At 63.8% G+C, this 17,378-nt stretch carries 18 protein-coding genes; 10 read left to right on the forward strand and 8 right to left on the reverse strand.

The window, feature by feature from the left end; genetic code table 11:
- Positions 1–24: 24 nt before the first annotated feature.
- The 3 genes from MF4836_RS06430 (at position 25) to MF4836_RS06440 (ending at position 3,566) form a co-directional block, all read left to right on the forward strand.
- On the forward strand, positions 25–396 hold the full coding sequence (locus tag MF4836_RS06430; RefSeq protein ID WP_020299160.1) for a translation initiation factor Sui1: 372 nt from the start codon (positions 25–27) through the stop codon (positions 394–396).
- A gap of 223 nt (positions 397–619) precedes the next feature.
- Entirely contained in the window at positions 620–2,533 is a 1,914-nt protein-coding gene (gene speA / locus MF4836_RS06435) for an arginine decarboxylase (protein WP_020299161.1), read from the forward strand.
- A gap of 157 nt (positions 2,534–2,690) precedes the next feature.
- Positions 2,691–3,566, forward strand: coding sequence for an alpha/beta hydrolase (locus tag MF4836_RS06440; protein WP_078469636.1), 876 nt, complete (start codon positions 2,691–2,693; stop codon positions 3,564–3,566).
- Here the strand turns inward: MF4836_RS06440 and MF4836_RS06445 are convergent.
- Together MF4836_RS06445 and MF4836_RS06450 are read right to left on the reverse strand one after the other, a co-directional pair.
- The gene (locus MF4836_RS06445; protein ID WP_078469637.1) at positions 3,560–4,906 is read right to left on the reverse strand and encodes an MATE family efflux transporter; all 1,347 of its coding nucleotides are present in this window, start codon (positions 4,904–4,906) and stop codon (positions 3,560–3,562) included. The two genes, MF4836_RS06440 and MF4836_RS06445, sit on opposite strands and share 7 nt — an antisense overlap.
- Positions 4,907–5,001: 95 nt before the next feature.
- Positions 5,002–5,295 (reverse strand): hypothetical protein, encoded by a 294-nt coding sequence (locus MF4836_RS06450; RefSeq protein ID WP_020299164.1) that lies wholly within the window; start codon positions 5,293–5,295, stop codon positions 5,002–5,004.
- 204 nt (positions 5,296–5,499) lie between these two features.
- Here MF4836_RS06450 and MF4836_RS06455 point away from each other — a divergent pair, with 204 nt between their 5' ends.
- The 5 genes from MF4836_RS06455 (at position 5,500) to MF4836_RS06475 (ending at position 9,898) form a co-directional block, all read left to right on the forward strand.
- Complete coding sequence (locus MF4836_RS06455; RefSeq protein ID WP_078469638.1) at positions 5,500–5,802, forward strand: MazG-like family protein; 303 nt, start codon at positions 5,500–5,502, stop codon at positions 5,800–5,802.
- Entirely contained in the window at positions 5,802–6,551 is a 750-nt protein-coding gene (locus MF4836_RS06460; protein ID WP_078469639.1) for a methyltransferase, read from the forward strand. Before MF4836_RS06455 ends, MF4836_RS06460 begins: the two co-directional genes overlap by 1 nt.
- Positions 6,552–6,562: 11 nt before the next feature.
- Positions 6,563–7,171: a DUF4136 domain-containing protein gene (locus MF4836_RS06465; protein ID WP_078469640.1), complete on the forward strand. Its 609-nt coding sequence runs from the start codon at positions 6,563–6,565 to the stop codon at positions 7,169–7,171.
- A gap of 41 nt (positions 7,172–7,212) precedes the next feature.
- On the forward strand, positions 7,213–7,770 hold the full coding sequence (locus tag MF4836_RS06470) for a DUF4136 domain-containing protein (protein WP_078469641.1): 558 nt from the start codon (positions 7,213–7,215) through the stop codon (positions 7,768–7,770).
- Between the two features lie 97 nt (positions 7,771–7,867).
- Positions 7,868–9,898 (forward strand): pilus assembly protein TadG-related protein, encoded by a 2,031-nt coding sequence (locus MF4836_RS06475; RefSeq protein WP_078469642.1) that lies wholly within the window; start codon positions 7,868–7,870, stop codon positions 9,896–9,898.
- Here MF4836_RS06475 and MF4836_RS06480 read toward each other — a convergent pair.
- Positions 9,883–12,639, reverse strand: a complete 2,757-nt coding sequence (locus tag MF4836_RS06480; RefSeq protein ID WP_078469643.1) for a PAS domain-containing sensor histidine kinase — start codon at positions 12,637–12,639, stop codon at positions 9,883–9,885. The genes MF4836_RS06475 and MF4836_RS06480 overlap by 16 nt on opposite strands.
- Positions 12,636–13,073, reverse strand: a complete 438-nt coding sequence (locus MF4836_RS06485; RefSeq protein WP_078469644.1) for a TadE/TadG family type IV pilus assembly protein — start codon at positions 13,071–13,073, stop codon at positions 12,636–12,638. The genes MF4836_RS06480 and MF4836_RS06485 overlap by 4 nt, the downstream gene beginning before the upstream one ends.
- Positions 13,074–13,149: 76 nt before the next feature.
- On the opposite strand from MF4836_RS06485, the gene MF4836_RS06490 reads away from it, so the two are divergent.
- Positions 13,150–13,620, forward strand: a complete 471-nt coding sequence (locus MF4836_RS06490; protein ID WP_020299172.1) for a prepilin peptidase — start codon at positions 13,150–13,152, stop codon at positions 13,618–13,620.
- Positions 13,621–13,733: 113 nt separating this feature from the next.
- Positions 13,734–14,534: a response regulator gene (locus tag MF4836_RS06495; protein ID WP_421548823.1), complete on the forward strand. Its 801-nt coding sequence runs from the start codon at positions 13,734–13,736 to the stop codon at positions 14,532–14,534.
- Positions 14,535–14,589: 55 nt separating this feature from the next.
- Here the strand turns inward: MF4836_RS06495 and MF4836_RS06500 are convergent, their stop codons facing one another.
- From MF4836_RS06500 to MF4836_RS06515, 4 genes are read right to left on the reverse strand one after another with little or no spacing between them, the layout of a single operon-like run.
- Positions 14,590–14,856, reverse strand: coding sequence for a DUF3613 domain-containing protein (locus tag MF4836_RS06500; protein ID WP_020299174.1), 267 nt, complete (start codon positions 14,854–14,856; stop codon positions 14,590–14,592).
- A gap of 18 nt (positions 14,857–14,874) precedes the next feature.
- On the reverse strand, positions 14,875–15,594 hold the full coding sequence (locus MF4836_RS06505; RefSeq protein ID WP_078469646.1) for a tetratricopeptide repeat protein: 720 nt from the start codon (positions 15,592–15,594) through the stop codon (positions 14,875–14,877).
- Positions 15,595–15,604: 10 nt separating this feature from the next.
- The gene (locus tag MF4836_RS06510; RefSeq protein WP_078469647.1) at positions 15,605–16,489 is read right to left on the reverse strand and encodes a type II secretion system F family protein; all 885 of its coding nucleotides are present in this window, start codon (positions 16,487–16,489) and stop codon (positions 15,605–15,607) included.
- Position 16,490: 1 nt separating this feature from the next.
- Positions 16,491–17,372 carry a type II secretion system F family protein gene (locus tag MF4836_RS06515; RefSeq protein ID WP_078469648.1) on the reverse strand — a complete coding sequence of 294 codons (882 nt, stop codon included), beginning with the start codon at positions 17,370–17,372 and terminating at the stop codon, positions 16,491–16,493.
- Positions 17,373–17,378 lie beyond the last annotated feature (6 nt).

The following is a 17,378-nucleotide window of genomic DNA, read 5'->3' on the forward strand; positions in this document are numbered from 1 at the left end:
TTTGTCCTCCCAAGAGGATTGCCGGTGGCCAAAAAAGCCGCATCCTTCGCCGCCCTTGGTGGCCTGGTATTTTCCACCGACGCAGGTCGACATTGCCCGGACTGTAGCCAGCCGGTGGCAGCCTGCATCTGCAAACAAACCGCTATCCCGGCCGGCGACGGCATTGCTCGCGTGCGTCGCGAAAGCAAGGGCCGTGGCGGCAAGACGGTGACCACCATCACCGGCGTGCCCCTGGCCGAAGACGCGCTCAAGGATCTGGCAACGAGCTTGAAGAAGCGTTGCGGCACCGGTGGCGCGTTGAAAGACGGCGTGATCGAGATCCAGGGTGATCATGTCGAGCTACTCTTGGCCGAGCTGATCAAACACGGTTTCAAAGCGAAGAAGTCCGGCGGCTAGCAGCCTCTGTGAAAACCACCCCCTCGACTTGATGCAGCCGGTTCATAGCGGCTCGTGCGTCGTCTCCATGGTTTTCACAGAGCCTGTTCATGACCGGTTTCTAAACTCGGCACGGCAACTGAGGTCTACCCCCTCGTTGCAGGCTAATCGTCATTTTCATTCTTTAGACTGCGCCAGCCTTCGATAGGGGTGGCGCTCTATGACTTCTTTATAGGGGACTTCGATGTCCGTACGACGCACACGCAAAGACGATGGCAGCCAATGGACAGTTGCGGACAGCCGCAGTGTTTATGGGATTCGCCATTGGGGGGCCGGGTATTTCGCGATCAATGACGCCGGTCGCGTCGAAGTTCGTCCGAACGGTCCGAACAGCTCGCCCATCGACCTCTACGAGCAAGTCGACGAGCTGCGCAAAAGCGGCCTGTCCTTGCCGCTGCTGGTGCGCTTCCCGGATATCCTGCAGGACCGCGTGCGCCAGTTGACCGGTGCCTTCGACTCGAACATCGAGCGCCTGGAATACCAGAGCAAATACACCGCGCTGTACCCGATCAAGGTCAACCAGCAGGAAGCGGTGATCGAAAACATCATCGCCACCCAGGACGTCTCGATCGGCCTGGAGGCCGGCTCCAAGCCCGAGCTGCTGGCGGTCCTGGCCCTGGCACCGAAGGGCGGCACCATCGTCTGCAACGGTTACAAGGACCGTGAGTTCATCCGCCTCGCGCTGATGGGCCAGAAGCTGGGCCACAACGTATTTATCGTGATCGAGAAAGAATCCGAAGTCGGCCTGGTGATCGAAGAAGCCGCCAACCTCAAGGTCAAGCCGCAGGTTGGCCTGCGAGTGCGCCTGTCGTCCCTGGCGTCGAGCAAATGGGCCGACACCGGTGGCGAGAAGTCCAAGTTCGGTTTGTCGGCGGCGCAGCTGCTGTCGGTGGTCGAGCGCTTCCGCGCGGCCGGCCTGGACCAGGGCATCCGTTTGCTGCACTTCCACATGGGTTCGCAGATCGCCAACCTGGCGGACTACCAGCACGGCTTCAAGGAAGCGATCCGCTACTACGGCGAGTTGCGCAACCTCGGCCTGCCGGTGGATCACATCGACGTCGGCGGCGGCCTGGGCGTGGACTACGACGGCACCCACTCGCGCAACGCCAGCTCGATCAACTACGACATGGACGACTACGCTGGCGTGGTGGTGGGCATGCTCAAGGAATTCTGCGATGCGCAGAACCTGCCGCACCCGAACATCTTCTCCGAAAGCGGCCGCTCGCTGACCGCGCACCACGCCATGCTGGTGGTGCAGGTGACCGACGTCGAGAAACACAACGACGACGTACCGCTGATCGAAAACAAGGAAAGCCTGCCGGAAACCGTGCAATGGCTGGTGGACCTGCTGGGCCCGACCGATATCGAGATGGTCACCGAGACCTACTGGCGCGCGACCCACTACATGAGCGACGTCGCGGCCCAGTACGCCGACGGCAAGCTGACCCTGGCGGAAAAAGCCCTGGCCGAGCAGTGCTATTTCGCCGTGTGCCGCCGCCTGCACAACTCGCTGAAAGCCCGCCAGCGTTCCCACCGTCAGGTGCTGGACGAGCTCAACGACAAGCTGGCCGACAAGTACATCTGCAACTTCTCGGTGTTCCAGAGCCTGCCCGACACCTGGGCCATCGGCCAGGTGCTGCCGATCCTGCCGCTGCACCGCCTCGACGAAGAGCCGCTGCGCCGTGCGGTGCTGCAAGACCTGACCTGCGACTCCGACGGCAAGATCAAGCAGTACGTCGATGAGCAGAGCATCGAGACCAGCCTGCCGGTACACGCCCTGAAAGAAGGCGAGGATTACCTGCTGGGGATTTTCCTGGTGGGTGCCTACCAGGAAATTCTTGGCGACATGCACAACCTGTTCGGCGACACCGACTCGGTGAATATCTATCAGAAGGCCGACGGCTCGGTGTACAGCGCGGGTATCGAAACCCACGACACCATCGAAGACATGCTGCGCTACGTGCACTTGTCGCCCGAAGAGCTGATGACCCACTACCGGGACAAATGCGCCAGCGCCAAGATCAGCGCCTCGGAGCGCACCCAGTTCCTCGACGCCCTGCGTCTGGGCCTGACCCGCTCGTCGTACCTGTCGAGCTGATAAAGCCCTTACACGGCTGAACGATCGCGGTCTTTGCCGGTTCCTACCTTGTAGATGCCGGCGCAGACCGCGATTTTTTTTGCCTGTGCATCCCTGCACGCCAGCTAGCCTGCTGCATAGGGCCTGGCGCCCGAACCACCGAACCTGGGGTAGCGCGATGTCGAATAAACGGATGCGGGTGTGGGTGCTGGCGGTCAGTGGGGTGCTGATGGCGATACTCAGTGGGTGCTCGCCGCTCAAGGTGCTCAATGCCCTGACCCCCAGCAGTTCGTTCAGCAAAGTCAGTGGGATTGCCTATGGCAGCGATCCGCGGCAGAAGCTCGACATCTATCAGCCCAAATCAGCAGTGCCGAATGCCCCGGTGGTGGTGTTTTTCTACGGGGGCAGCTGGAACAGCGGCTCGCGCGAAGACTACGGTTTTGTCGGCGAGGCCCTGGCCTCACGCGGCATGGTGGTGGTGCTGGCCGACTATCGCCTGTACCCGCAAGTGCGTTACCCGGCATTTTTGCAGGACGGGGCGCAAGCGGTGGCCTGGACCTACCGGCATATTGCCGACTACGGCGCCGACCCGGCGCGCCTGTATCTGATGGGCCACAGCTCCGGTGCCTACAACGCGGCGATGCTGGCCCTGGACCCGAACCTGTTGGCGGCGCAGGGCCTGAGCCCGGCGCTGATCAAGGGCTGGATCGGCCTCGCGGGCCCCTATGACTTTTTGCCGATCGCCAACCAGGATGTGCGCCCGGTGTTCTTCTACCCGGATTCACCGCCCGACTCGCAGCCCATCAACCATGTCAGCCGTGGGGCGCCGCCGGCGCTGTTGATGGCGTCCAGCAAGGACTCCCTGGTCAACCCGCAACGCAACACTGGTGGCCTGGCCACTACCTTGCGCCGGGCAGGGGTGCCAGTGCAGGAGTTCTACTTCTCCAGAACCAATCACGGCACCCTGGTGGCGGCGCTGTCGCGGCCCTTGCGCGGCCTGGCGCCGGTGCTCGACCGAGTGACCGAGTTCGTCGGTGCCACGCCCGCTCAGTGAGCCTTGGCGAACCAGCCGTCGGTTTTCTCCAAGTGCCAGGCAAAGGCCGCCAGGGTCAGACTGCGCAGGGCCATGAACAGCAAAAAGGTCAGCCACAGGCCGTGGTTGCCGAAACCGCTCAGGGCCCAGGCGAAGGGCATCAGCATCAACACGCTGAGCAGCATGCCGTTGCGCATCTCACGGGCGCGGGTGGCACCGATGAACAGGCCGTCGAGCAGGTAGCTCCAGACCGCGATCAGCGGCAGGGCAGCGAGGTAGGGCAGGTAGATAAAGGCGGTCTGGCGCACCTCGGGGATGTTGGTCTGCATCTCGACAAACAGATGGCCAGCCAGCATGAACAGCGCGGCAAACCCCAGGCTGGCCAGCAGCGACCAGCCGCAGGCGACCACCAGTGAGCGGCGCAGCGCGCGTCGATCATGGGCGCCGATGGCGTGGCCGCACAGGGCTTCTACCGCATGGGCCAGGCCATCCAGGGCATGGGCGGTGAGCAGCAGCCCGTTTAGCAGCAGGGCATTGGCCGCCACCGTGGCATCCCCCAGGCGTGCACCCTGGACCGTGATCAGGAAAAACACCGATTGCAGGGCCAGGCTGCGAATGAAGATATCGCGATTGACCGCCAGCAGCGGGCGCCAGCTCTGCCAGCGGCGCAGCGCCTGCCAGGCGATCTGCCCCGGGTAGGCGCGCAGGGCCGGGCGGGTCATGGCCAGGCCGATCAGTGCCCCGGTCCACTCGGCGATCACCGAAGCCCGCGCCGAGCCGACCACACCCCAATCCAGGCCCAGCACGAACCACAGGTTGAGGGCGATGTTCACCAGGTTGGTGCTCAGCAGAATCGCCAGCGGCGCCCGGGCATTCTGGGTCCCGAGGAACCAGCCCACCAGGGCGAAACTGGCCAGGGCCGCTGGCAACCCGAGTAGCCGGGTGTGGAAAAAGGCGCGGGTCATCTGGTCGAGTTCCGCCGAGGGCTGCATCAGCTGCAGGGCCATGCCGCTCAGGGGAACACCGATCATCCCCAAAAGCAGCGCCAGACCCATGGCCAGCAACAGGCCTTGCAGCAGAATCTGCCGCAGCGCGGCGCCGTCGCCACGCCCGGCGGCCTGGGCGGCAAAGCCGGTGGCCCCCATGCGCAAAAAGCCCATGGCCCAGGCGAGGAAGGTATAGAGGCTGGCGCCGACGGCCACCGCGCCCAACTGGTGGGCGTGGGGCAGGTGGCCGATCACGGTGCTGTCGACCAGGGCCACCAGGGGCACGGAGATATTCGAGAGAATCATCGGCGCAGCCAGCGCCCAGACCCGCCGGTGGGTCGGGCGGTGGCGCCAGTCGTTAATCAGGGGGGGCATGCAGGCTCCTTGCGAGAGCAGGCATTGTAGCCGCAGCGCACCTCGTCGCGGCGGCCGGAGGGCATTTTACCGGTAGGTGCGGCTCAGGCCGTGGCTCAGTGGACGACCCAGCTCAACAGCCACAGGCCGAGCATCAGCCAGATGATGCCCATGATGATCGAGGCTCGCATAAAGGCCCGCACGGCCGAGTACAACAGCATCAGGCCGATGATCAGCGCGGCGATGCTGATGATCGAGGTGTCCATGCCCAGGGTCCGCGACAGCCCGTCGACGAAGTTGCCGCCGGCGTGGGTCAGGGCGTTGAACAATCCGCTGAGGCCATCGACGATAAAACGGATGACCGAGCCCAGGGCCTGGCCGAGCCATTCGAAAAAGCTTTCTACCTGCATGGGGGTGTCCTGATCAGTGAGCGGCGTACTTGCCGGGTCTGTGCCTTGGGCCGTTGGATCGTCTGCCGAGTTCCCTTCAAGCATAGAACCGCTGGCGCATGAGAGCTGCCGGGCATTCTGTAGCAGGCGCCGGCCCGGCGATAGTGCGCGGTGCTTGCGTCCCATGGCCATCCCCCGGAAGCTATACGCCTTCAGGAGACCCCGATGAACCTAGACGAACTGACCCAACGCCTGCACGCCATTCGCGACCGCAATGACTGGCGGCAATTTCACAGCCCGAAGAACCTGGCCATGGCCGCCAGCGTGGAGATGGCCGAGCTGGTGGAAATCTTCCAATGGCTGAGCGAAGACCAGTCCCGCCAACTGCCTGCCGACAAGCTGGCCCATGCCGGCCAGGAAGTCGGCGACATCGTGCTGTATCTATTGCTGCTGTGCAGCGAGCTGGGGTTGGACATGGAACAGGTGGTGCGCAGCAAGCTGGCGGACAGCGAACGGCGGTTCAGCTGATGAGCGACCGTCATTTCGATCAGTTGGCGACCCGTTTCGCCGAAAAAATCTACGGCGGTGCCAAGGGCGCGATTCGCCTTGCGGTGTTGCAGGCGGATCTCGCCGAGGTGCTGCCGGATCGCCCATTGCGGGTGCTGGATATCGGCGCCGGGCTGGGGCATATGTCACTGTGGCTGGCCGAGCGTGGGCACCAGGTAACCCTGGCCGAACCCGCAGCACCGATGCTTGAAGGGGCGCGCCAACGTTTCGCCGATGCCGGGCAGGTGGCGACCTTTATCCAGGCGCCGTGGCAGGAGCTGCTGGGCCAGCTCACCGAACCCTACGACCTGGTGCTGTGCCATGCCGTGCTCGAATGGCTGGCCGAGCCTCACGCGATCCTGCCGGTGCTGCATCAGCTGACGGCCCGCGATGGCTGGTTGTCGCTGGCCTTCTATAACCGCGATGCCTTGATTTACCGCAACCTGCTCAAGGGCCACTTTCGCAAGATGCGCAGCAACGACATGGCCGGCGAGAAGCAGAGCCTGACCCCGCAGCGGCCCCTTGATCCGCGCGAACTGGCGGCGCAACTTGAGGGCCTGTGGACGGTCGAAACCCAGAGCGGGGTCCGGGTGTTCCACGATTACATGCCGGTGGAGTTCCAGGCCCGTGCCGAGCTGGTGGATTTACTGGAAATGGAACTGGCTCACCGTCGTCACCCAGGCTTTGCCGGGCTTGGGCGTTATCTGCACTGGATGTGTCGTCCGGTTTAACGGAGCGCAAAATGAACCGCCGTCTTGCTCTGATCCTGTTGTGCACCGGGCTTGCCGCCTGCCAGGGCAGCAATCCTTACGTCGCCAGCTCCACGCCGATACCGCCGGCGCCGCCGCAAGCGGCCACCACCTTCGACCGCAGCGCCTACCCGGCGCCGCAACGTGACTACGGACGCTACCGCAATTGGGCCTGGCTCAACGGGCGCCTGCCCAGCGGTTCGGCCTGGGCCGACTCGGCGCAGGTGGCCGAAGCGGTCAGCAATGCCCTGGATCAGCGCGGCTTGCGCCCCGTGCATGACAACCGGCCGGCCGACCTGTGGGTGAGTGCCGACCTGCATCTGGAGAAGCGCCTGCGCCAGGAGCGGGACGACTACGGTTACGGCGGCTATGGCGGTTATAACCGGTACGGCAACGGTTACGGGATGTATGGCAGCGTGCCGGTGGTGCGCACCTACGAGGTGGAAGTGGTCGTGGTGCGGGTCAACCTGTTCGACGGCGGCAGCGGGCAGCCGGTGTGGAGCGCCAGCGCCGAGACCAGTAGCCGCGGCAGCTTGAGCGAACGTGCCGATGCGTTGCGCAAGGCTGTGGAAAAGGCCATGCAGGCGTATCCTCCCAGCTAGTGGCAACTGTTCAGGTCCCTGTCTTGAGCCGGAGAAAAATCATGTTCCGTCGTCTCGCTTTACTGGTCGCTGCCGTGCTGCTCAGTGCTTGTGCCGCCAACCAGATCAACCATGACTTCGACGCCAGTCGCGACTTTGGCGCCTACCGCAACTGGAGCTGGAAAGAGCCCGGCCTGCAGTACCGGCCCGATGACCCGCGAATCAAGAGTGACCTCACCGAGCAGCGCATCCGCCAGGCGGTGGCCGATCAACTGGACCAGCGTGGCCTGCGTCCGGCCGCAGCGGGCACCCGGCCTGACCTGAATGTGCAGGCCTACCTGATCGTCGAAGACCGCCAGCAGCAAGTCACCACCAATTATGGTGGCGGTTGGGGCGGGCCCTGGAATGGCTACTGGGGCGGGCCGATGTACAACGAGACGCGCAATATCACCTACAAGGTGGCGACCATCCAGATCGACCTGCTCGATGGCAAGGACGGCAAGCTGGTATGGCGCGGCAGCGACGAGCAGATGCTCAGCAGCACGCCGAACCCGGCTGACCGCAGCGCCGCAGTGCGTGCCACCGTGGCCCGCATCCTGAGCAACTACCCACCCCGCTAAGCCTTCCCACCCGCCCGCAGGCACCGCCAGTCGCCTGCGTCGGCCCCTTGCCTGCGCGCTGTCGCGGGCTTGACTACACTGCTGAACATCCAGGGAGATGGCACCCGGCATCGCGCCGGTAAAGGAGTGCTCCGTGTATCGGTGTGTGCAGTTTTCCGGGCCGGGCCACCAACGTGGCGCCATCGGCCTGATAGCGGCGGTGACCTTGGGTCTGGCGCTGCTGTTCATGTTGCTGGTGATCGACAGCGGTCGGCTGTACATGGAGCAGCGCAAGCTGCAACGGGTCGCCGACAACGCCGCGCTGGAAGCCGTGAGCCGTGGCGGCACCTGCCTGTCCGGGCTGACGGCTGCCGCCTACGCCGGGCAAAGCGCGGTACGCAACGGCTTTGTCGTCGACGCCGATACCACCCTGGTGACCACCTGTGGCTCGCTGGTGACCGGTGCCAACAACCTGCGTACCTACACGGTGGATGCCACTCAGTCTTCGGCGGTCCGGGTGATTGCCAGCGACGCGGTTTCCACCAGTGTCGCCGCCGGCATCGGCGCGCTGTTTTCCGGCGGTCCGGCCAGCTTCAATACCCGGCTCACCGCCACCGCTGTGGCGGCTGTACCCACCCCGTCCGTGGCGCAGTTGACCATCCGCAGCACGCTGGCGACGATCGACAGCACCAAGTCGAGTCTGCTCAATCCAATTGTCGGCGGGCTGTTGGGCGGCAGTGTGAGTGTCACGGCTGCGGGCTGGACCGGCTTGCTCAACACCAACATCAACCTGCTCAGTTACCTCAACCAACTGGCGATCAACCTCAATGTGGCCGCCGGCAACTACACCCAGCTGCTCAACACCACGGTGACCGTTACCCAGTTGATCCAGGCGGCAGCCACTGTGGTTCAGGCCAATGGCGCGACGGCCGATGTGATGACCGCCCTGGGCAACCTGCAACTGGCGGCGGCCAATGCCACACCGGTCAAGCTCGGTGATCTGCTCAATCTGCAGACCGGCCTGCCCACGACCGCGCTAAATGCCAACTTGCAGTTGTTTCAACTGGTGCAGGCGATGGTGCAGTTGTCCAACAGCAAAAGCGCGGTGGCGGCGACCCTGCCGATCAGCGTGCTTGGGCTGGCGAATGTCACGGTGCGGGTCAAGGTCATCGAGCCGCCGCAATTGTCGGCCATAGGCGATCCCAAGCTGGCCAAGGCCAACCCCTTGGGAGCCAACCAGATTTACGTGCGCACCGCCCAGGTACGAACCTTGGTCTCGGTTAACGTGACCGGGCTGGCCGGAGTCACCGGGATTGCCAATGCCCTGCTGGGATTGGTGGGCAACCTGACCCCGACCATCAACAGTCTGTTGAGCCTGAACCTGGCGGCGACCATCAACTCGGTGGGTTGCCTGTTGGGGGCCGGTTGCCAGCAGATCGACCCGGAGCTGCTGCCATCGCCGGAAGTTGACATCGCCCTGGATGCCGGCGGTGGCGTGGCCTATGTCACTGACTACAGCTGCCCGACGGGCACGGTCGGAACAAAGAGTCTGACCGCACATACCATTACCTCGCTGGCTGATCTGAAGGTCGGCAAGATTGACCCGACCAATGCCTTCTCCTCATCGGCCGAGCCCACGGTGACGCCGGTGGCAGTGATCGATCTGGGGATCTGGACCTGTCACAAAATCCTCGGCATCGGTACCTGTGGTCCGGCGCGCACGGCATTTGCCGCGGGAGGGCTGGGCCTTATGGTGCAGAGCAGCGTGGCGCAGACCACTCAGGACTTGGTGTACTCCAGCGGTACGCCGTTCCCGACACCGCCCAACGTCAATCTGGCGCCGACTTACCAGACTGCGGCGCCAAGTACCAATATCGTCGGCAGCCTGGCGGCCACCCTGGCGGGGATCAACCTGGTGACCTACCAACCGGTGGGCGCCAACCCCCTGGGCTCGGTCGTCGCCGGTGTGGGCGGTCTGGTCAACGGTGTCACCAGCCTGCTGATGCCGTTGATCACCTCGGTGCTGAGCCCGTTGCTCGACCCCGTGCTGAACAACCTGTTGTCGAGCCTGGGGATCAACCTGATGGATGTCGAGGTCGGCGCCAACCTGACCTGTGGCCAGACGGGCAAGGCTTACCTGGTGATCTGATCGGCCTGGATTATTGGCAGTTCGATGCAGAAGCGCGCGCCTTCAGTACCGTTCTCGACGCTGAGGTAGCCGCCCATGTTTTCCACGATGCCATAGCTCACCGATAGCCCGAGCCCCGTGCCCACGCCCACCGGCTTGGTGGTGAAAAACGGTTCGAAGATCCGCTCCAGCAGGCGTGGGTCGATACCGCCGCCATTGTCCTCGACCCACAGCCGTACCTTGTGCGTATCACGCTCGGCGTGCAGGGCGATCCAGGGCTGGAAGTCCGGCTGTTTCTCGCGCTTGCCCAGCAACGCATCCCGGGCGTTGACCATCAGGTTGATCAGTACCTGCTCCAGCTGATCGGCATAGCCTTGGACCTGCACCTCGAAACCGAAGTCGCTGATGCGCAGTTCCACACCTTTGCCGCGCATCGCTTCGGCCAGCAACGACAGCGTACCGTCCACCGCCTGTGCCGGGTTGAAGGGCTGCTGTTCGATCTCCGAGCGCCGGCCGAACACCCGCATATGGTCCACCACCCGCGCGGCCCGTTGGACCTGGGCGTCGATGCGCTTGAGCTTGTCCTGCAGGTAGTCGACCTGCACATCACCGTTACCCAGGCGCTTGAGGACATTGACGATGGCCATGCTCATCACGTTCAGCGGCTGGTTGATCTCGTGGGCGAGGCCGGTGGCCATTTCACCGAGGGTGGCCATCTTCGCGCTCTGCATCAGTTGCAGTTGGGAGCGGCGCACTTCGGTGTTGTCGCGGCCCACGGCCTGGACCTCCAGCAGCCGGCCCAGGGCGTCAAATACACCCCGGTCTGACCAGACCCACCAGGCATGTTCGCGACCCGGCAATTGCAGGCTGATTTCCGCGGTGCTCACCGGTACGTCGGGGCTGAGCCGGCCGATACGCTGCACAAAGGCCTCCCGTTGCTCGTCCGACAGCCACTGTCCGAGGTTGCTGCCGGGCAGTTCTGCGGGCGCGCACTCCAGGTACGCCGCCAGGGGCCGGTTGCCGAAGGTCAGGGTCAGGTCGGGCTGGTAGCGGCAGATCATCGCTGGCGAATCTTCCACCAGGATTCGGTAGCGCTCCTCGCTCTGCCTGACCAACTCGGCGCTCTGGGTCGCCTCGGTGACGTCCAGCCACAGCCCGACCGCTTCGGTCGGCAGGCCCAGGTCGTCGCGCAGCAATTTGGCTTCGTCCAGCAGCCAGTGGTAGTGGCCCTGGCTGTCGCGCAGGCGATAGCGGCTGCGCACCGCGCCTTCACGCAGCAGTTGTCGGGTGCGCTGGAAATACAGCTCGCGATCATCCGGGTGCAGGCGCTCCGGCAGCGAGTCGTTCTGGCAGTCAGCCAGAGTCCAGCCCAGCAGCGGCTGCAGGCTGTCGCTGAAAAAACTGGGTTGCAGGGCGCCTTCGACATAGCGCTGTACATAAATCACCGCTGGCGAACTGGCGATCAGGTTGTTCAAGCGGGCGCAGGCAGCCGCGGCCTGCTGTTCCTGGTTCTTGATATCGCTGATGTCGAGCATGAACCCCACCAGTCGCTGGTTTTCACCCACTCCCAGGGCCTGGCCCTGGACCCGGTACCAGATCGCCGGCAGGCTCGGATCCGGGCGCAGCAGGCGCACGCACAGCAGCAGCGGCTTGCCCTGTTCGAGGTCGCGCAAGCGGCTGCCCAGCTCCTGGCGATCGGCCGGGTGCACCTGTTGCAGCCAGTCTTCCAAAGGCAGGCGCGTGGTGTCGGTGTCCAGTTGCAGGCTGGCCGTCAGTTGCGGCGCCAACTGCACTTCGGCGCTATGTGGGTACAGCTCCCACCAGCCGGTGCCGAGCAGATCCTGCAAGGCTTCGAGCCGCTCCAGGTGCTGATGGTGGCGTTGTTCCCGCAGGCGCCCGAGCAAGGGGCCGGCCAGGGCTGCAGCCAGCATCAGCCAGTCGCGATCACTCAACTGCGGTGCCAGATGCTGCACCGGATACGGCGCGCACAGCAGCCAGGCGGCCAGGCCGTGGTCGTCACGGTAGGGCACCAGGAAACCCTCGTGATGGCCGAAGGCGCTGATCAGCCGTGGGTGCTCGCTGAGGCCATGGATCGGGTTCAGGTGCAGCGGGGCATTGCCGCTCAAACTGTCCAGGCTGGTGCCCAGTACCTGGCCGACGTGCCAGAGTTCGGGGGCGTCATGGGCGGCGTAATAGCCGTGGATCTGCCAACGCTGGTCCTGCTCGTCGAGCAGGGCCAGGGCGATACAGGGAACGCGCCAGCGCTGGGCCAGGCTCTGCAGTTGCTCGTTCAGCACCTCGGGCAGGCGCGCCATGCTGCACAAGCGCAACTGTTCGCCGATGTGCGCCGCCAACTGCTGGCAGTGTTCGCGGATTCGCGCCTGCTCGCGCTCTTCAAGCAAGTCGCCGATATCCAGCAATTGCAGGATCCAGCCCTCGGCCAAGGGTTGGACCCAGCCACGCAAATGCAGGGCCTGGCCCCCCAGGCGCTCGAAGTCCAGGTCCAGGGTCTGCCCGGTCCAGTCGGCCGGGCGGCCTTCGACACTGGTGCGGCTGTGGGGCAATAGAAATTCGCTCAGTAGCGGCGGCTGCTCGCTGGGCGCCTGTTGCCCCAGGGCATGGCGCAACGGGCCGGCCATATGCAGCACCCGGCCCTGGGCATCGAGTTGCAACTGCAAGCCGATAGCCTGAGGGACAACGAGAGGGGCAGGGGCCGCCTGGCGACCCAGGATGCGGTCGAACAGGGTGTCTCCTGAACTCAAAATTGCAGGCTCGACGAGGCGGTCAGGGTGGTTGGCAGGCTGGGAACGGTGCCTATCCCGGGCAGTACCAGAAACGGAACCACCTGGTTCAGTTTGCTGGTGGGGTAGTTCACGCTCACGGTCAGCACGCCGCCGCTGTACACCGAGCTGTAATCGGTGGCGGCGAAGTTGAAGGCCGATGGAATCCACGCCAGTTGGGTGGCGATCACCGAGTTGGCGAGGTTCTGCACGGTGGTGCCGTAGTTGGCGGTATTGGGGTCGACCGCCACCGCGCGCCGCACGGCTTCGGCAGTGGCCTCATTGAATGACTGCATCATCAGCAGCGGCAGGCTATAGCTGACCAGACCATAAAACACGGCAAAAAAGATCACGAACACCGCGGCGAATTCAATCGCCACGGCGCCTTTTTGCTTGCGGGGGAGGCTCGATTTCATGACTGCGTCTACCCTGACAATGGCTGCCTGATATTGAGCATAGGACCATTCCGCCAAAAGGGACGTTTTTTACCGGATGCCGTATTTCGTACTGTTTATCTGGCTGGCGCTCTGCGCGGCGCAGGACATCCATCAGCGCCATATCGCCAACAGCCTGACCCTGGGGGCGGCGGCGTTGGCCCTGGTTTACCTGTTATGGACCGGCAGCACCTGGCTGGGGGCCAATGCGGCGCAGGGCGGCTGGGCGTTGCTGCTGGCCCTGGCGTTCACCTTGCCCGGTTACGCCATGTCGCGCATGGGCGCGGGGGATGTGAAGCTGCTGGCAGCGTTGGGGCTGGCGACCGATCATCTGTATCTTTTAGGCACCTTTATCGGTGCCGGGGTCAGCAGCCTGCTCTGGGTGTTGCTCGCGCCAAAAGTCTGGCCCCATATAAGTCAGAAACTTAGGTTGCGCCTGCAATATCTTGATCCAAAACAGTCAAAAAAATACGCCTTCGCGCCTTTCGTCCTGGTGGGAATGGTCTTGACTGTCCTCTGGATCCACTAGTCGCCGTGCCCTCTAGCGCTATGTACATAGTCGGAAAGTACGTCTAGGTTTAATTTGTGTGTCGGCCCTTATTGCGGGCGGAACAGGAGCGGTCAGGCTCTGGCTGACCAGGCATGGAGTTACATGTGAACAAGCCTAGATTGCAGATGAAGGTGCTGGTCGTCGACGACCAACCGTTGATCGTCGAAGAGCTCTGCGAGTTTCTCGAGAGCAGTGGTTACCGATGTGTCCCCTGTGAATCAAGCCGCGAGGCCATCGAGCGTTTCAGCGAAGACGCTGAGATCTCCCTGGTGCTCTGCGATTTACATATGCCGGGCCTGGATGGCATCCAGTTGGTGCAGGAGCTGCAACGCATTGCCGGCAAACAACGGGTGTTCGAGGCCATCATGCTGACCGGCCGCGCCGAGAAGCAGGACGTGATCAAGGCCCTGCGCGCCGGGATCGCCGACTACTACCAGAAGCCAATCAATCTGGACGAATTGCTCGAAGGCCTGCAACGCCAGGAAGTGGCCCTGCAGGAACGGCAAAAAAACCTGCACCTGGGGCACTTGAACCAGAAGCTGCAATTTCTTTCCGAATCCATCGACGACCTCTACCAGGACCTCGACAAGGTGCGCCGCGCCCCGCAAACCGTACGCGGCGAGGACACGGAGGCGCTCAGCGATGCCGAGGCCATCGAGATGCCGGCCATTTTCCACCAACTGTCACCGCGTCAGCTGGATGTGGCGCGACTGGTGGGCAAGGGCCAGACCAACTATCAGATTGCCTGTGAGCTGGGCATCACTGAAAACACCGTGAAGCTGTATGTGTCCCAGGTGCTGCGCCTGACCCATATGCATAACCGCACCCAATTGGCCCTGGCGCTGTCTCCGAGCAATTCGGGGTTGCGCCAGCGCGGGGTGACCGCCCACTAGGCCGGACCACTGCCCAAGCCGGGCAGTGGCTAATTGACCGTTACCTGCCCGCCGCTTATTTGGTAGAAACCTTGCCGCCTGCATCCGGATCGTAGAAGTCCGGAATCTCGTAGCTGTATTTTTTCAGCCAGCGCTGCAGTGCCAACTCGCGTTCGGTGGGTGTGGCGGTCTGTGGGATCTGTGAAGCGACCTTATTGCGATTCTGCAGCAGCAACCAGCCTTCGGTTTCCTGTTGCTGGGCCGAGGCCGGCCCCGGCTCTATGGCCTGGGCGGCTACGGGCAGCATCAGCAGGGCGATGCAGCAAAGAGTCTGCGGCTTCATCATGAGCACTCCTTTGGCTTACTTGATACTCGGTGACAACGGATCGTCGACTACAGCGACCTGGCCCTTGGCTGCCGAACTGCCGACCGGCGCCTTGAGTTTCTGCGCGCGCTCCTGGGCCTGGTTGAATTGCTCCGGGCTCAGGCCGGCGCGGCTGACCACCTCGGCCGCCTGTTTCCAGTTGTCCTGATAGATCAGCAGGGTCACCAGGTTGACCGCTGCCAGTGGATCGTTCTGCTTGAGTTCGATGGCGGTGAGGAACTCGAAACGGGCGTCTTCAATACGCAGTTGATTGAGGTAGACCACGCCCAGGTCGTTGCGGATTTTTTCATTGGTCGGTGCCAGCAGCGCGGCGCGTTGCAGATGGGCCTGGGCCTGACCGTTATCGCCCCGGCCGGCGGCAATCTGCCCGAGGCCGTGCTCGGCGTCGGCCGCCAGGCAAGTGCCAAGCAGGCTGCGATACAGCGGCTCGGCTTCGCTGCGGCCCAGCAGCCGGTAGACCTTGGCCTTGCGCAGGCGCACTTCACCGAGGTTTTCCGGCAGGCTCTGCAGGTTGGCCAGGCTGGCGTGCAGCTTGCCTTCATTGGCCATGTCGTCGGCCAGGCTCAGGGACAGCTCCTGATCGGGGCTGGGCTTGGCGCAACTGGTTGAGGACGTCAAAGCGGCCCAAGGCGTTTGTCCATTGGTGGCACAACCGCTGAGCAGCACCAGGCTAATCATGGCGAGTATGACTTTCATCAGGTTCCCTCTAGGAAGCAAAAGCGCGGGCGATGGCGGTGAATCCAGGCCCTGCCAATACGATCAGCAAGGCCGGGAATAGAAACAGCATCATCACCACCGACATCTTGGCCGACATTTTCGAGATGTATTCCTGCAGGCGCGTCAGGCGCCGATCGTCGAGCAACTGCTTGAGCGACTGCAGCGATTTCATCGCGCCGCCGCCCTGCTGGATCAATTGCTGGAGGATCACGCAGGTGTCGGTGAATTCATCGACCGCCAGCAGCACGGCGGTCTGGTTCAATTCGTGGCCCAGCTCAAGCCCGGAGTCGACCCGGGTCAGGATCAGGCGCAACTCGTGGGTCAATTGCGGCAGAAGTTTTTGCCCTTCGCTGGCCAGTACGCGCAACGCCTGCTCCACCGCCATGCCCGACTCGAAGAGGATGCGCAGCAGCGGGATAAAGGTGGAGACCTCGACCGCGATCAGTTTCTGCCGGCGCTTGGCCAGGTAGGCCAGGGCCCGCTTTGGAATCAGGTAGCCGGCACCCGCCGCCAGCAGCGGTGCCAGCCATTTGTTGTCGGCTTGGGGAAACAGCAGCTCCTGGACAAACAGCGCCACGCCCAGCACCAGCAGCGGCACGCCGACCTGGCAGGCGGCGAACAACGAGCGCTGGCTGGCGCGGCGCCAGCCCATGCGGTTGAGCAGGGTCAGGGTCTCGCTGTCGATGCTCACCGAGCGCTGGCCGAAGCGGCTGTCCCCCAGTATCCGCAGCCAACTGCTCAGGCGGTTGTCGCGCACCATATGGCCTTGCAGGCGCTGGGTCACCTGGCGTTCGCGCCGGCGTTGTTCCAGCAGGCTGTTGGCGACCAGTAACAGGGCGCCGAGAAACAGCAGGGCACTTGCCAGGAGGGCCATCTCAGATACTCCGCAACATGCGCCACAGCGCCAGGCAGCCGAAGGCTTGCAGGAGGATGGCGGTGATCAGCATGGTCCTGCCGCTCGGGTCGTTCCACATGCCGAGCATGTAGCCCGGGTTGGTGGCCATGAAGTACGCCACCAGCAGCAACGGCAAGGCGCCCAGGACCCAGGCGGTCATGCGGGTTTCACCGGTCAGTGCGCGCAGTTGCCGTGCGCCCTGGTCGCGCTCGCGAATCAGCTTGATCAGGTTTTCCAGCAGCTCGCTGGCGTTGCCGCCATAACGGTGATTGACCTTGAGCCCCAGGGCGAACATGCGCAGTTCGTCCTGATCGTACAGCTCGGCAAAATCATGCAGCGCCTCCGGCAGGTTGACCCCCAGTTGCACGTTGCGCTCGACCCGGCCCATGGCGGTTTTCAGCGGCGGGCTGCTGGCGTCGATGCTGCCCAGTACCGCGTCGGCCAGGGTGCGTCCGGATTTCAGGCTGCGCACGGTGTGGTCGAGCAACTGCGGCAACTGCTCGATCATGCGTTTGATCCGGCGCTTGTACAGCCAGGCGACGTAGGTGCGCAATGCCAGGGGCGGCAACAGCACCAGGCACAGTGCGCCGACCCAGCCCGCCGCTGCGAGGGCCAGCAGTACCGAGAGCGCCCACAGGGCCAGCCACAGCCCCAGGCGTTCGGTGGGGCGTCCCAGGCCGGCCCGCAGGAAGGCCCGTTCGAGGCCAGTCCAGGTGGTTTTCTCCGGCACCAGTTCCGGCTGTCCTTCGGCCAGGCGATTGAGCACCTTTTCGGTATTGGTCTTGCGGATGCCGTTGTAGAACAGCCACAGCGAGAGGCCCAGGAGCACCAGGCAAATCAGGGCCAGCAAGGGACCGATCATGGGCTC

It is taken from the genome of Pseudomonas sp. MF4836 (assembly GCF_002018875.1).
Taxonomy (GTDB): Bacteria; Pseudomonadota; Gammaproteobacteria; order Pseudomonadales; family Pseudomonadaceae; genus Aquipseudomonas.